Source organism: Blautia sp. aa_0143, from assembly GCF_004167315.1.
Classification (GTDB): domain Bacteria; phylum Bacillota; class Clostridia; order Lachnospirales; family Lachnospiraceae; genus Blautia_A; species Blautia_A fusiformis.
This window is the reverse complement of record NZ_RCXU01000009.1, coordinates 115,079-130,825: the sequence shown is the minus strand read 5'-3', so window position 1 is coordinate 130,825 and position 15,747 is coordinate 115,079. Positions and strand designations below refer to the sequence as shown.

The 15,747-nt window shown below is 42.9% G+C and carries 13 protein-coding genes; 1 reads left to right on the top strand and 12 read right to left on the bottom strand.

Going from position 1 to position 15,747, the window contains the following annotated elements:
* Positions 1-132 precede the first annotated feature (132 nt).
* Complete coding sequence (locus EAI83_RS06275; RefSeq protein WP_129974786.1) at positions 133-1,266, top strand: ROK family transcriptional regulator; 1,134 nt, start codon at positions 133-135, stop codon at positions 1,264-1,266.
* Positions 1,267-1,375: 109 nt separating this feature from the next.
* On the opposite strand, the gene udk is transcribed toward EAI83_RS06275, so the two are convergent.
* The 12 genes from udk to EAI83_RS06215 all read right to left on the bottom strand — a co-directional run bounded on the left by udk (position 1,376) and on the right by EAI83_RS06215 (position 15,671).
* Entirely contained in the window at positions 1,376-1,996 is a 621-nt protein-coding gene (gene udk, locus EAI83_RS06270) for a uridine kinase (RefSeq protein ID WP_021652753.1), read from the bottom strand.
* Positions 1,997-2,171: 175 nt separating this feature from the next.
* Positions 2,172-3,050 (bottom strand): methylenetetrahydrofolate reductase, encoded by an 879-nt coding sequence (locus EAI83_RS06265; RefSeq protein WP_015526188.1) that lies wholly within the window; start codon positions 3,048-3,050, stop codon positions 2,172-2,174.
* A gap of 124 nt (positions 3,051-3,174) precedes the next feature.
* Positions 3,175-3,795, bottom strand: a complete 621-nt coding sequence (locus EAI83_RS06260) for a methylenetetrahydrofolate reductase C-terminal domain-containing protein (RefSeq protein ID WP_129974785.1) — start codon at positions 3,793-3,795, stop codon at positions 3,175-3,177.
* Between the two features lies 1 nt (position 3,796).
* On the bottom strand, positions 3,797-5,761 hold the full coding sequence (rsxC, locus tag EAI83_RS06255) for an electron transport complex subunit RsxC (RefSeq protein WP_129974784.1): 1,965 nt from the start codon (positions 5,759-5,761) through the stop codon (positions 3,797-3,799).
* A gap of 419 nt (positions 5,762-6,180) precedes the next feature.
* Complete coding sequence (locus tag EAI83_RS06250) at positions 6,181-6,705, bottom strand: hypothetical protein (RefSeq protein ID WP_118061908.1); 525 nt, start codon at positions 6,703-6,705, stop codon at positions 6,181-6,183.
* Between the two features lie 111 nt (positions 6,706-6,816).
* Positions 6,817-7,443, bottom strand: a complete 627-nt coding sequence (locus EAI83_RS06245) for a response regulator transcription factor (RefSeq protein ID WP_021976348.1) — start codon at positions 7,441-7,443, stop codon at positions 6,817-6,819.
* Positions 7,391-8,734 (bottom strand): sensor histidine kinase, encoded by a 1,344-nt coding sequence (locus EAI83_RS06240; RefSeq protein ID WP_243113452.1) that lies wholly within the window; start codon positions 8,732-8,734, stop codon positions 7,391-7,393. The genes EAI83_RS06245 and EAI83_RS06240 overlap by 53 nt, the downstream gene beginning before the upstream one ends.
* A complete protein-coding gene (locus EAI83_RS06235) occupies positions 8,731-10,398 on the bottom strand; it encodes a histidine kinase N-terminal 7TM domain-containing protein (RefSeq protein WP_129974782.1) in 1,668 nt (555 codons plus the stop codon). Before EAI83_RS06235 ends, EAI83_RS06240 begins: the two co-directional genes overlap by 4 nt.
* Positions 10,399-10,543: 145 nt before the next feature.
* Entirely contained in the window at positions 10,544-11,365 is an 822-nt protein-coding gene (locus tag EAI83_RS06230; RefSeq protein ID WP_129974781.1) for a DUF4428 domain-containing protein, read from the bottom strand.
* A gap of 162 nt (positions 11,366-11,527) precedes the next feature.
* Entirely contained in the window at positions 11,528-12,385 is an 858-nt protein-coding gene (locus EAI83_RS06225) for a S8 family serine peptidase (RefSeq protein ID WP_243113451.1), read from the bottom strand.
* Between the two features lie 107 nt (positions 12,386-12,492).
* Positions 12,493-14,085 (bottom strand): recombinase family protein, encoded by a 1,593-nt coding sequence (locus EAI83_RS06220; RefSeq protein ID WP_005428244.1) that lies wholly within the window; start codon positions 14,083-14,085, stop codon positions 12,493-12,495.
* The gene (locus EAI83_RS06215; protein WP_009245397.1) at positions 14,082-15,671 is read right to left on the bottom strand and encodes a recombinase family protein; all 1,590 of its coding nucleotides are present in this window, start codon (positions 15,669-15,671) and stop codon (positions 14,082-14,084) included. The genes EAI83_RS06220 and EAI83_RS06215 overlap by 4 nt, the downstream gene beginning before the upstream one ends.
* Positions 15,672-15,747 lie beyond the last annotated feature (76 nt).

The following is a 15,747-nucleotide window of genomic DNA, read 5'->3' as shown; positions in this document are numbered from 1 at the left end:
GGATAGCCTGTTTTAGCTTTGCCCTAAAGGGTAATCGAGCAGGAAGCCCCCACTTCAAAATCGTAAGATTTAAGTGGTGGGAGCATGTCACGACTTAAACATATCTATAATTACTTTTATCAGGAGAATCTCATGAGTGAAAAAGGATTAACCACCATCAATTTAAAGAAAATAAACCGCTCCAAGGTTTACCAATATATATACCAAACACACCAGACTTCCAAAATGCAGATCGTCCAGGATCTTCAGATGGGACTTTCCACCGTAAGCCAGAACCTGAACCTGCTGGAAAAAGAAGGGCTTATTGACAGAAACGGATATTTTGATTCCACAGGTGGTCGAAAGGCCCAGGCCATCCAGATCGTCTCGGATTTCCGGATTTCCATTGGAATCGGGATCCTGAAAAACATGTTCCATATCACAGCAATCGACTTATATGGAAATGCCTTTTATACAGAAACCATTGCTCTTCCCTATTCCAACACAGAAGAATATTACAGACAGCTGACCGATAAAGTACGAAAATTCATCGCAGAAAATCACTATCCGAATGAAAAGATCCTGGGTATTTCCATTGCCACACAGGGGATCACTTCTCCGGATAATTCCACTGTGATCTACGGAAACATCATGAACAATACCGGAATGAAACTGGAGGATTTTTCCCGGCATCTTCCTTACCCCTGCCATCTGGAACATGATTCCAAATCCGCTGCTTTTCTGGAGCTGTGGAATCACCCGGAGCTTGACAGTGCTGTCGTGTTCCTTCTGAACCGAAACCTGGGCGGCGCCATTATCACCAATCATCAAATTCATCAGGGAAGTTCCATGCACAGCGGAACCCTTGAGCATATGTGCGTCAATCCTGACGGCCCTTTATGTTACTGCGGAAACCATGGCTGTCTGGAAACCTACTGCTCTGCCAACGCTCTGGAACAGTCTGCCGGGATGCCTGTGAAGGAATTTTTCCCTCTGCTCCGCGAAAAAAAATCCCCCCGGCTTGCTGAGCACTGGGAAGATTATCTGAACCATCTGGCCTTTGCCATGAAAAATCTGAACCTGATCATCGATGCACCGATCATCATCAGCGGATATCTGGCACCTTATTTTACAGAAGAAGATATTAATTATCTGTTAGAACACATCAACACAGACGCACCATTCACCCTGGACAGAAGCCAGATTCTGGTCGGCACCCACGGGCAGTATACACCTGCCATTGGTGCAGCTTTATATTATGTAGAGAAATTTACACAGAGCGTGTGAATACAGACATATTCACCTGAACCGGTCAAAAAAGCATGTCATACACAGCCAGACGGATACAATCTGATCCGCTCTGTCCTAGAGTATGACATGCTTTTTATTTTACTTATTATTTTTTCAGTTCTTTCAGCAGCTGCCCGATTTTTGACACAAACAGATCAAAGGCCACATTATTCTTACCGCTGTTGATCACAATATCTGCTTTCGCCCGTGTGGGCTCCACGTACAGATAATGCATCGGTTTTACTGTGGTAAGATACTGATCGATGATTCCGTTTAAATCCCGTCCACGTTCCTCCACATCTCTGGAGATACGTCTTAAGATCCTCTCATCTGCATCTGCTTCCACATAAACCTTGATATCCAGAAGATCTCGGATACGGGGATCTGCAAGAAGCAGGATTCCCTCTACCAGAATGACCGGTCTTGGTTCGATCTTCAGCACTTTGTCGGAGCGGTTGTGCTGACTGTAATCGTATACCGGACATTGGATGGTTTTGCCCTCCCTGAGTTCTTTGAGATGCTCGACCAGAAGATCGGTTTCCAGTGAATCCGGGTGATCGTAATTCACCTTCACACGTTCTTCAAAAGGAATTCCGTCCTGTCTGCGGTAGTAATTGTCATGATAGATCACCACCACATCGTCTCCGAAATGCTTCTTCAGTCTGTTTGTAAATGTAGATTTGCCGGAGCCTGACCCTCCGGCGATCCCGATAATAATACTTTCCATCGTCTCTTTACCTCTTAAGCTAGAATTCTTCCGCTGTGGATCCCGCAGGCTTCCCGAAGAGTTTTTCCGTATAAAGAAGCTTTTTCTTACACAAAAGCTGCCCGGTCGGTGTGCATCTCCTGCATCCGGTTCCGGACAGCTTTTCTGGTTATTTTTTATAAAGCAATCGTTCTGATCAGATCTCAGCCTGCTCCAGAAGTGCCGGGATCTTGGATTCCCATCCAAGTGCCATGATATGTACACCCTGGCAGTATGGCTTACACTCTTTGATGATACGTGCAGCGATCTCAACACCTGTGATACCAGCTTTTGTCTTCTCTTTGTCAGCTTTCAGCTCCTCGATCATCTCATCCGGAACATGGATGCCGGCAACGTTGTTGTTCATGAACTTAGCCATTCCAGCAGACTTCGGAATGATGATACCAACCTGTACCGGTTTTCCGAACTGTTTTGCTTTTTCCATAAATTTGATGAATTTCTCCGGCTCAAATACAGCCTGTGTCTGGAAGTAGTCTGCACCTGCAGCAACCTTTCTTTCCATCTTTGCAAGCTGAGCGTCAACGGAATCGCTGCATGGAGATACAACGGCACCCTTGGAGAATTTCGGAGGCTCACCAACCAGCTGGTTTCCTCCAAGATCTACACCGGACTCGAGAAGCTGTACTGTATGAAGAAGAGATACAGAATCAAGATCGAATACCGGTTTTGCCTGCGGATGATCACCCATCTTCGTATGGTCACCTGTCAGACAGAGGATGTTCTCAATACCAAGCATAGCAGCACTTAAAAGATCAGACTCCAGTGCGATACGGTTTCTGTCACGGCATGCAAGCTGGAAGATCGGATCCATTCCGGCGTCTTTGAGAACTTTACACATTGCAAGAGATCCAAGACGCATAACCGAAGACTGGTTATCTGTTACATTGACTGCATGAACGCCCTTGAGATAAGTTTTGGCTTCTTCTACCAGTTCATCTACATGGATCCCTTTTGGCGGTCCTACTTCTGCAGAAACTACAAATTCACCACGGTCGAATAATTCTTTCATTTTCATATTATATTTGCTCCAATCATTTAAAATTTGGGGTACGGTCCACCTGCTCTGCAACATACATTGCGGAATATTTCCGATGAACCGTATCATAATTTAATTTGGCTTCTTAATAAATCTTTGCTTATTATTTCACTTCATCATCTGTAGCGAAATTATGGATCTGTGTCGGGCATTTCAGTGCGTCAAGGCGTCCGATCTCTTTCAGACGTCTGTAGATGCGCTCCCATCCACACTCCATATCACTGTCCACCTCGCATTTACCATTCTTGGAACCGCCGCACTGGCCGTTGACAAGACTCTTGGAGCATGCTGTGATCGGGCAGATCCCGCCGGTAAGGTTCAGATAACACTCACCACACTGGTCACATTTATATTCTAACGGTGTTACACCCTGGAAACCAGGTACCGGGTATGTATCGCAGGCTGCGCATACCATCTTGTCTTCCAGATATTCTGCGATGGTCTGTACACCAACACCACAGGAGAATACCAGGACCAGATCCGCTTTCCTGATCTTATCCATATGTTTCTGAAGACGTAACTGCATATTTTCCGGATTACAGATATAATCCGTTGTCATGATCCCTGTCACATTTCCTTCAGCGGAAAGCTCCTTCTGAAGTTCAACAGCTTCTTTTTCCGGAAAACGAACTTCCTTGCATCCATGGCAGTTGATGATAAAAACTTTCTTTCCGGCTGCCAGTGATACGATAGTTTCTTTTGCTTTTAACTGGGTAATCAACATATCACTTCATCCCCCTTACTGCATTTTTTCCGGCTTTGATACTGTTAATGATCGGAATCTTGGAAGAACAGATATACTGACAGCATCTGCACTCAACACAGTCCATGACATTCATGTCCTTCATGCCCTGCCAGTTCTCTTCTTTCGCATATTTTACGAAATACAGAGGAGAAAGTTCCATCGGACATACGTCCACGCAGCGTCCGCACTTGATACATGGCTGCTCTTTGGTCTCGTCTGTATCAATGGCGATGATACCGTTGGAGCCCTTCATCATAGGTACTTCCAGAGTATTCAGAGGGAATCCCATCATCGGGCCGCCCATCTTGACCAAAACATCGTCATCTGTAAATCCGCCGCAGTAATCGATCAGTTCTTTTACGCTGGTACCGATCTTGATGATAAAGTTGCCAGGATTCTTGATCTTCTCGCCTGTTATTGTTGTAACACGCTCGATCAGAGGCATACCCTTCTGGATTGCATCGGAGATTGCTTTTACAGTACTGATATTATCTACGATAACGCCAACATCTGCCGGGAGACCGCCGCTCGGAACCTTTCTTCCCATAACGCGCTTAATGAGAGTTTTCTCAGCACCCTGCGGGTATTTGGTTCTTGCAACAAAAACTTCCATATTTCCGATATCGGCAACTTTTTCCTGCATTAATTCGATGGCATCCTGCTTGTTATCCTCAATGACAATGATACCTTTCTCGGCACCTGTTGTCTTCAGGATCGCTTTCAGGCCAAAAATAATGTCATCTGCAAACTCAAGGAGAACCTTGTGGTCTGCTGTTAAATATGGCTCGCATTCGCATCCATTGAGGAGAATAGTATCAACTGGTTTGGCTGGTTTCAGTTTAACACAGGTCGGGAAGCCTGCACCACCCATACCAACGATTCCTGCTTCTTTTACAATCTCAATGATCTCATCCGGAGTCAGATTATCCAGGTCACCATGTGGCTGTACGGATTCGTGCAGAGTATTTTTTCCATCCGATTCAATGACAACAGCCATGACTTCACTGCCTCTTGTGCCATGCATACGTGGCTCAACGGCAACTACGGTTCCGCTTACACTGGAGTGTACCGGTGCGCTGATAAATCCGGCAGCTTCGCCGATCTTCTGTCCGACTTTTACAGTGTCGCCTACCTCTACGATCGGGTTGGCAGGTGCACCAAGATGCTGGGACATGGAGATCACTACAGTCTTCGGATCCGGGAATTTCTTCAGTGCGATATGCTCGCTGAATTCCTTGTGCTCTGACGGATGAACGCCGCCATAGTATCCGTTCAGTCTGTCTTCTCTGATAGACTTCACGTAATCGTTGATCACCTTGAAGTTAACCTTGGAGTAATCACGTACCTGTACCGGCTGGTTCAGGAACTCTTCCAGACGGCCCTGTTTTGCCAGTCTCTGGTAGATCTTTTCCCATGCACAGTCTTTATTCGGGTCTACTTCACATTTACCGTTCTTTGCTCCGCCGCACTGTCCATTGACAAGACTCTTTGAACAGTCGACGATAGGACAGACGCCTCCGGTAATGTTCAGATAGCACTGTGCACATGCATCGCAGCTCTTCTTGGTAAGTGCCATGCCGTGATGTCCTCTGTAGTTAAGGGTATTACTTGCTGCAATCACCGGCTTGCCTGCCAGATCCGCAACTGTCTGGATACCAAGACCACAGGAGATCACAACTACATTCTCTGTACCTTCCGGAAGCAGATCCTGTAATTTTCTTTCTGTGTGCATCTTGTTACACAGAAAATCGAATTTCGCACTGCCTGTGACGGTTTTTCCCTGCTCCGCAGCAAATTTCAGGAATTCCTCGCAATCCGGTTCGTCAACGGTCTCAAATTCCTTGAAACACTTGTTACAGGCGATTACAAACAGATTGTCCCTGCCGTTCAGCACTGATGCAAGCTCATCACTGCTTTTCAGCTTGTACTTAGTATAGTTTTCCAATTGCTCACCTTCCTTATAAAGATTATATCCTTATGATTATCTGCTCTTATCCGTTCCCTCCTTCTCTGCACTCCCAGGAAAGAAACAATAAAACCAAATAAATAAGTTCTATGTTATTTGTTCAGCCCTTCGAAAATCCCGGTCCAAAAAAAGGCCGCAGTATTTCCTCTGACCGCTACAATAAATGTACCATAATTTGAACATATTATCCAGTTTTATTAGCTATTTTTATAAATTTATTCTATGATTTCATCCCAATTATCTATGGATGTACAGATATTTGTACAACTTCTGTTATGTTACATACGTTAGTTATATGCAACTTATATAATTTTGTTTATAAAATATCCTTTTTATGCATTGAGCATATTGCACAAGGATCTTACCTTTAACAGGACAGATCCGAAAGGTGTCTTTTATCATGGAGTAAGACGCTGTCCGCAATATTCACAGGTGCTCAGACGACCTTTTATTACCTGATTCTTTGCACCGCAGCTGGGGCAGGTAACTGTAATATAGATCTTCTCATTTACGCGTCTGTTCGGTGCAGTGATCATAATATAATTTCCTTCTCTGTCTATCTGGATATTCCGGATATATCCCCCGGCAATAAATTTTTCCAGCTTTTTCACTGCACCTTTTCCCAGTTCCTGCTCAAGCTTTTCAAATGAGACGGTATTCTGAGCATAGGATTCAAACCAGCAGGCGATTTCTCCGGCTTTTTTCTTCTTTAATGTTTTTTGTATCTCCCGGAAGGTCGGATACAGAAACAGCAATCCAAGTATGATCTCTGTTGCTGCCATTCCCCAGCGCCCTTCACCAATATACTTCTCCGATGCGCCAATAGCTCCCAGGGAAAAAAGTATAAAAAAGCCACAAAGAACCCATTTCAGTTTCCCCAGTATTCCTGTTTTTTTATTTTTTTCTGTCAAAAAATCACTCATGTCTGTTTCCTCTTTCCTATTATTCAAAATCTTATGCTATATTTGTGAATGCTCCGTCAGCTCACGCCAAACTTCCTCTGTCCGAATATGTTTCTGCATTCTGTGGATCTTCTATTTCAGTGTGGTTACGATCAGTTTACTTTCCAGTGCAGCTGCTATCAGATCCTCTTTGCAGCTGTATCCCGCCTTGGCGATCATTTCCTGAAAATTCCATCTCACCCCAGAAGCAGAACAGTCCATTTTCCTTGCGATCTCGGAATATGACATCCCGTGAATATACAGGCGCAGCATCTCCAGCTGTCTGGGACTGATATCACCGCTTGTGATCCAGTTAAGTTCCACCTCCGGTGCCACATCCGGAAATACATGCTCCCCATTTAACGTTCTGTAGATCACACTCCGTATTTCCTCTTCACCGTGATCCTTATACCATAGACTGTCTGCACATCCGCTCTTTGCTCTTTCCAGCACCTTGGGATCGATCAGCGAAGTAACAACCAATACCCTTGTATATGGATATTTTTCCCTAATAATCTTTCCAGCACTCAGCCCATCATGATTATGAAATGTCTGCACATCCATAAGCACAAGATCAATTGCCGAGTAAGAGCAGATCTTTACAGCTTCACAGGCATCCGAAACTGTCTGAACATGTCGGAATTCCGGTTCCCGCATAATAATACTTTCAAAATACTTCTGCATGATCCTCTGATCTTCTACTATCAGTATCCGTACCATAAACTCCCATCCTTTCTGCCAGCGGCATTTTTAACGCCAGACAAAACTCCGGTGAAAAAGAAACCTGCATAATACATTTCTCTGACTCCGCTGCTTTTCTCAGTGCTGACAGACCACCGCCTTCTTCTGCATTTTTTTCAGGTGCATCTCCATCATTCGTTATCCGGATGCTGTATTCATTTGCACCTTTGTCTATCTTCACCAGAACCGTACTGCCATGGGCGTGTCTGGCACAATTTGTCACACATTCACGGATCGCTCTGTCTGTCAGCAGCCTGTAGGAGGGATGCTGAGGTAAATTTCCGCTGATCTGAACATAAATTCCAAGCTCTTCTGCATGCCTGATCGTATCCGCGCATAATTCTTCCATATTCTCAACAGAAGAATCTGTAAGAATATAGACCAGATGCTTTAATGCAGATAACTGTTTATCCATTTTATCCTGCTTTTCTTTTCTTTCCAATATCCTGCGTATTGACAGAAGGCTTCGGCCAAAATTGTCATGAACCTGCATTTTCATGGCAAGTGTCTCCTGCTCTCTTATTTTATCTCCTATTTTTTCATACATTTCCTCCAGCTTATGATTCAGGATTTCCAGCTTTTCATTATTTGCTCTGATCTTTTCACCATTGTAATAAATTTCTGATACATTAACTGCCACTGTCTGCAGATATCCTGCACAATCCGGCTCCTGCAGACGATATTCCTGAAACATCCAGACGGAAGCATCCGGAAAATAAAATACATTACTGTCGCTGCTTAATCTGCGAAGTCCCTTTGCTTCGGATCCTCCATCTATTACTTTCCGCAATACCTCATAATCCTGCAGATAGGAGCCTGTCATTATCCTGCTCAGCTCCTGCATCTTGGTATTGCACAAAACGATCCTTCCAAGCGGATCCGAAAAACACACCCCGCAGGGAACATCATCAACAGCTTCATTCACAGACCAGTAAGACAGAGAATGATGATATCTGCGTCTCTCTCTCCAGATTGCTCTGAAAAGATAAAACACCAATACCACCATCGCTGCCATCAAAACGCTGACCGGACACCCCCGGAGCATTGGCTGATATGCGCTTTCCCCATGACAATATCTGTGATCATTCATCAGAGATCCCATAAGCATAAAAGAAACTGCAAAAACAGTCACTGCTGTTATAATTTTCTTTTTCCCGTAAAAACAGGTTATCCTTATCAACAGAAGGATCAATTCCAGAATCAGGCAGATTTCAAGAAGGATCATCAGAAAATCCTGCATTGCCATACTGCATTCCGCAAAATCAGTCATCTTCCGCCTCTCTTTCTGCATACGATACATCCGATAAACCATTCGTTTTCATCTTCCTGCTGCACATCTAATTCCGGTCTTTCTGACATTAATCCCCGCAGATCTTCTTCTGCTACAATATGAACTGAAATACGCAGAGCATCATCGATCTGCGACACACGATAAAAAACAGACTGCATTGTATCAAACAATCGTTCCACAAGCCATTCAAAGGTATCATAGCATTTCAGTATATCATCTGCATTCAGCTGCACTTCACCATTTTCGACATAATAAGCCGCCCGGATCTTACATAATTTTAAGCTGTCACAGGATTCCGCCAGACTTTGTCTGAGATCCTCCATCGTAAGCAGATTTCCATCTGATGCATATTGTGTCAATACCAGATTTTTTCTTCTCTTTAAATATGTACCAACAACCACGATCTTTCCCAGGATCCGGTCATAGTGTTCCCTTGACTCCGTTCTTTCCAGCTCATCCATCAGCTGTGACAGCAATTCCAGCTGCCCAGCTGTCTGATTCTGTATCATGTTCAGCAGCCGGTTCTGTTCTTCTGTTTTTCTCCGCTCAGCCTCTTTCTGATAGGTTTTCTGCAGCAGACGATTTCTGGCAGTCAGCTCCTCCTGCTGTTCCCTGATATCCTGATACTGATCCAGAAGCACCGAAATATCTTCTGACCAGAACAAATGTCCTCCTCTTATAGGAATATGGTTGATCCGGATTCCCTGTTCCTGTACAGCTGATCTGTTTATTACAATTTTACGCAGTTCCGGTGACAGCTCCGGAAAATCACCGGAATGATAATAACGCTGAAAAGAATCATCCGTAATCTCTGCATCCAGTCCTCCGGAGGTCTGGAATAATTCAAAATATCGATTATTTGTCTGTATCAGGCCGCATAATATACACCCCTGATAAATTGCCGCCATTAAAAGGCAGCATACTGCTGTCATATCCCCGGCAATTGTTTTGATCAGGGGCAGACGGAGTAAATTCCCGATATTCCATCCCAGCAGCAATATTCCCGGAATGACAGGCAGCCAAAATTGCTTCCTTCCCGGAATCCTGCTTTTTCTGATCAGCATAATTTCCATCCATATCAGGCAAAATATGATCCATCCCTGGATCACTATAAAAAGAATACCATAGCTGTAATCTCTGTCCGAAAACGGAGGCCGCCCGGAAAACCGAAACACCAGCTGATGCAGGTCATTTGTAAAAACACTGATGATCAAAACCACCGCAAAAGCAAGCAAGGCAATAATTTTTCTGACTGTTTTCTCTCCATCCTTTTCCCCTAGAAACATCGCTGCTGCCAGTCCAAGGACCGGGATCAGGATCATCGGGATATAATACAGATACCAGCAGATATGTTCTCCAAGCGGATCATGAAAAATATGAAATTTTACTGTCCGTACAAAAAACCAGAAGACCATCAGACAGCCAATTGCAGTCAGACATCTGCGCGTTTTTCTATGCACTACATGCTTTTCCAGATAAATCACCCAGGCACAATACATTCCCAGATAAATACAGTTACGACACTGATCTGCGAGATTTCTCATAAAAACATTTTCCGGTCTTCCCAGCCTGCAGAAATACGCCAGAAATACACTTATCAGGATTCCTCCATACGACAGTGCCCTTTTTTTATTGTATGTCATGAAAATTCCTCTCTCATTAATACATCCCTGTGACAAGTATACTATAAAACTCTATTTTATTATATAGTTTTCAGATAAATCATCCATTCTCAACCCTGTTGTCACAAACAGAGTGAACAATTCTGTCCACTCTGTCTATCATCACTCAAAATGGTCTTGGCTGGCCACAGTATTCGCAGAACCTTCCGGTATTCTCTGCACCGCACTGACATTTCCACAAACCGCCGGGCTGCTGCATTCCATTGTTTATATGCATTCCGGACTGCTGCATTCCACTATTCATGTTCATTCCGGGCTGCTGCATTCCACTGTTCATATTCATCCCAGGCTGCTGCATTCCACTGTTCATGTTCATTCCGGACTGCTGCATTCCAGCCGCATTTGGTGTCAAAGCGGCTATGATCTGATGACCTGTCTGCTCCACTTCCATCAATTCGCCTCTGTTATCGCTGCTTATGGAAAAAGTATTCAGACGAAAATCCATATCATCAAACCATGGAGTTTTTACTTTAATACGCATAGTATAATCAAATTCATACTTATATACCGGTGGCTGATAGCTTACGGTTTCTCCATCCTTTGTTGTATATGTTTCCTCGTTCTGCTGTCGCTCTACATCAACTCTGCACTGCACAACAGCGGATAAAGGAACTATGTCCGGATTTTCATTGACATCCAGCTTCCGTGCAACAGTAAAATTCCCCTTATTATCATCAATAAAAACATTATAATTTCTGGTATTGATCTGACGGGTTATACAAAAATCCATTACGGCTTTTTTGTTTTTTTCACGATATTCCAGTTGACGTTTGATATCCTCTACCGTACTGTGCCGCCGGTCTTCAAACCATGGTGATAATTTTTTTGCACAATCCTTACACAGATTTCCGTCATCCAGTTTTCTGTTTCCCAATAAACCTATTTTCTCTCCGCAGATATCACAGATCTTCTTATCAAATAAACCCATACCCTATCCTCCTTCTTTTTATAGTTGTGTTTTTGTTTATCTACATTATGCGTGAATGCTTCAATATTTGCACTAGCACCTCTGACAGTAACTGAATTCATCTTCATATCAATGTCAGGATCATAAGGCTCGTATCTGAAAATCCTGTCCGTTTCTATATGTTCAGGATATGCCGTATGGGATACTCTCTGCCAGACACAACCGTCCCCATCCCACCTCCACATTCGGATACTCCTCATATCCGCCCACACTCTGTGCGCCTTTCCTCAGATACGCCTTCACCTTTTCCCCATAAAGAAACGGATCATTTCCTTTCACGATCCCCCATTCCATAAGCAGAGCTGCGCTTCCGCTGACAAAGGGTGCCGCAAAGGAGGTTCCGGTGACAGTGGCGTAGCCTCCGCCGGGAACCGGGGCGGAGATGGATACACCGGGAGCTGCGAGGTCAGGCTTCCGGATCGGCAGGAACTGACTTCCCCTTCCGGAAAAATCTGCGTAGGCATTCTGTCTGGAATCATAAGCTCCAACAGAAATAACTTTTCCAGCAGTGGAAGGAATCGTCAGGGTTCCCACTGCCCGTGGAGAATAAAACCCGGTTCCACGATTCAGTACATTTCCGCCCGGCAACCAGAGGAAATACTGGCCGGAACGCACATGTTTTCCACTTAAAAGAACTTTCCAGACACCGCTGTCCACATAATTACCTTCAGGAATGAAATCTATGTAGATTTCCTGGGACAGCTGATATGGACCGGGTTTTCCATAATAGATCAGAAGCTCTGTATTTTCCAGCAGATGCCGCTGGGGGCCCAGCCGTTCATATAATGGGCCAATCTGTTCTCCAGACGGACTTTCCAGATAAATTTCCATCTCATCTTCATAATCCTTCCATAACTGTACATTTAATGTGGGCTCAAAAGCTCCCACTGCCAGCTGGATTTCTTCTGTTTTCCCCTGCTGCAGGATTCCTCCTGCATGCCAGGGCTGGCTGCCGTTATTTCCGGTTCCTGTAACGATCACAGTCCGCCCCATGGCCGCAACTGTATCAATATAGTTTTCCAGAAGGGAATCCCCTCTGTGTGTTCATTATAACTAGGGGAAAATTACTGTAAAAAAATTTGCAGTCTTTACACTGCCTGTTTTTCTACCGGATAAGGCGACTGATACTTAAATACAATATCAATGCTCTTATCTCCATTCACAACAATTTTTTCAATCAATTCTGTCACAATTTCTCTTGTCACTTCGGATAATGTTCCATACTTGATAAATTTCTCTATCCAGTTTTCATAAGATTCTTCTGCCTCTCCAAAGCTGTCTTTCTCTTGTTCTGCCAACTGAATCTTCGCCCTGATATCTTTATCCTGCTTTTCATATTCTGCCTTATAGGAGAGATATTCTTCTTTATCCAGAACACCATCTACATAATTTTCGTAAGTTTTCTTTTTATACTTTTGGACAGCCGCAAGTTCTTTTTGTAACCGTTCAATCTGCTGGTCTGCTTCTGCACATCGTCTCTGCACCTCCTTCTTCCTATCTGCTACTTTTAATATTTCATCCTTATCACTTTCTTTCAGTGCCAGTTCCGCTTGTCTTTGGATTTCATTTTTTACAATAGAATCCAATACTTCTTTTTTAATGAAATGAGAATAACAAACTGTGTTTCCTTTTTTGTGATAGGTACCGCACTCATAACCGTCCCGACAAGTAACCCTCTGGAAATTATATCCGCAATCTCCACAAACAATAATTCCTGCGTATGGATTTACCTTTCTCACTTCGCTATTAAATCCCGGTGTCCGTGTTCTTTTCTTCATAAGTTCCTGTACCTGCTCAAAAGTATCTTTGCTAATAATTGCTTCGTGCATTCCTTCCACAATATACTGCTGTTCCTCTGGAATATATTGATACTTTTCCACTTTATAGGATATCTTTTCTGATTTATGCTGTACCATAGCCCCTGTATAAACTCTGTTTCGCAAAATTACATTGATCGTAGGATATGCCCAGCCCTTTGCACCCGCTTTTTCTAATGCATTGGCATATTTCAATCCCTGCACCTTTCTCTTATACTCTGACGGTGTCAGAATTCCTTCCTGATTCAGTTTCTTTGCAATACCATCCCTGGAATATCCTTCCAAACTCATATAAAAGATTCTCCGTACCACTTTAGCTGCTTCTTCATCTACAAGAAAATGATGCTTATCTGCCGGATCTTTTACATATCCATATGGGGCAAACCCAGACATAAACTGTCCCCGTTTCTTCTGGGCGGTCAATGCACCTCTGATTTTCTTAGATATATCACGACTATACATATCATTAAACAACGTCTTAAACTGTGCCAATTCTTCATTACTGTGATGAACAGAATCCACGCCATCCAAAATTGCAATATAACGCACACCCAAAGATGGAAAAACACGCTCAATATAGTTACTGGTTTCAATATGTTCACGCCCAAGCCGGGAAATATCTTTCGTAATAACGCCTTGAATTTTCCCTTTGTAGATATCCTCCATCATCCGCTGAAATTCCGGTCTATTCGCAAAATAAAGCCCCGAATAACCGTCATCAATATAAATATCTGCGATTTCCAGATCCTCTGATTTAGTCACATACTCACGAATCAGTTTCATCTGATTTTCAATACTCTCACTAACTTTATTCTCTCCATCATCCTTCGACAGACGACAATATACACCCATCTGATACATCATATCACCCCATCTTTCTCAAGTATTCTATCTGGTGAACTCTCTACTGAAGCAAACTTAAAATATATATCTATTTTCTGCTCTGGATATACATAAATTTTATCAACTAACTCCACAAGCGCTTCTCTGGTAAGCTGCTTTACCGTTATTCTTCTGCGATTAAAGTGCTCCAACCATATCTTTGTTTCATTGACCGCCGCCCGCTGCCTTTGCTCTTCATGGTTCAGTTCTGATAATTCTTTTTGATATTTCTGATTCTCTGTTTCATACATCTGTTTTAATTCCAGATATTCCTCTTTGGAAAGTACTTCATCCATAAACTGTTCATATGCTCGTTTCCGGTATTCCAGATTTCTTTCTATTTTTGCCTGCAATTTTGCAATTTTACCATCCAGTTCCGGCTGTTTCTGTCTGATCTGAGTTTCCAGATTCTTCATATCCATCTTCATCTGTTTCAATTGCTGGTTGATTGCAAATACAACCAGTTCATCCAGCTTTTCAAATGTAATATGATTCAGCTCACAGTAATTCTGCCCCTGCTTCTGATGAAAACCACACATATATCCGTCATAGTCTTTATGAGATGCCAGATAACGTTTTCGCATGGCTGTTTTACATTTCCCACAAAAGAGCAGTCCCACATATTTATGTGGTTCATTGTTTTTATCAAAATAGGAAACTCTGCGCCCCTTTCTTATTTGCTGAACCCTATCAAACTCTTCTTTAGAAATGATTGCCTCATGTGCATCCGGCACCAGCTCCATTTCTTCCAGGGGAATTGCCTTTTTGTATTTCAGCTTATAAGACGGTCTTTCATGTTTCCGAATCACAACCGCCCCAGTATAGACCGGATTCTTTAAAATTCCACTTACAGTAGACGATGTCCACAGACCTTTTCCCGAATCCCATACATAATTGGTTTTTAAAACTTCCTTTTTATATTTTGCGGGACAAGGGATTTCATCTTCATTCAAAGTCCTGCAAATAACCGTACAGCCAAATCCATTTTGATACATTCTGTAAATTCTTCGAACAACCTCGGCTGCATAAGGATCAATTTCCAGATGATTATGAATTGTTTTACTTTTCACATATCCAAAGGGGGGCTGTTTCGGAGTATATTCGCCCATACTTCTTTTGGTCTGAATCGTTGTCTTAATCTTTCTGGATGTATCTCTCAAATACATATCATTCAGCAAAGTTTTTATTTCTAACATTTCATCATAAGTTCCAACGGCTGAATCATAATTATCCAGAATCGAAACAATCCGAATCTGTTTCTCCGGGAAATATTTGCCTAGATAATAGTTGGTATCAATATGTTCTCTTCCAAGTCGAGATACGTCCTTAAAAATCACCATATTGATAACACCAAGCTCAATATCTGCCAGCATCCTCCGAAATTCAGTTCTTTCAAAATTACTTCCAGAAGCCCCATCGTCTACATAAACTTTTTTCTCTGCAATATCTTTATTCTCTGCAATATAATCTCTTGCCATCTGAATCTGAGAGTGAATACTATTGCTGTATTCACCCTCTTTATTTTGCTCTTCAATGGAAATTCGGCAATAAATTCCTGCCTGATACATTCTATCCCTCTTTTCATCGGTCTTGCGTAGTCATTGTCTTTAATTGTCTTTATTTTACAACAAGAACTTAAGAAAA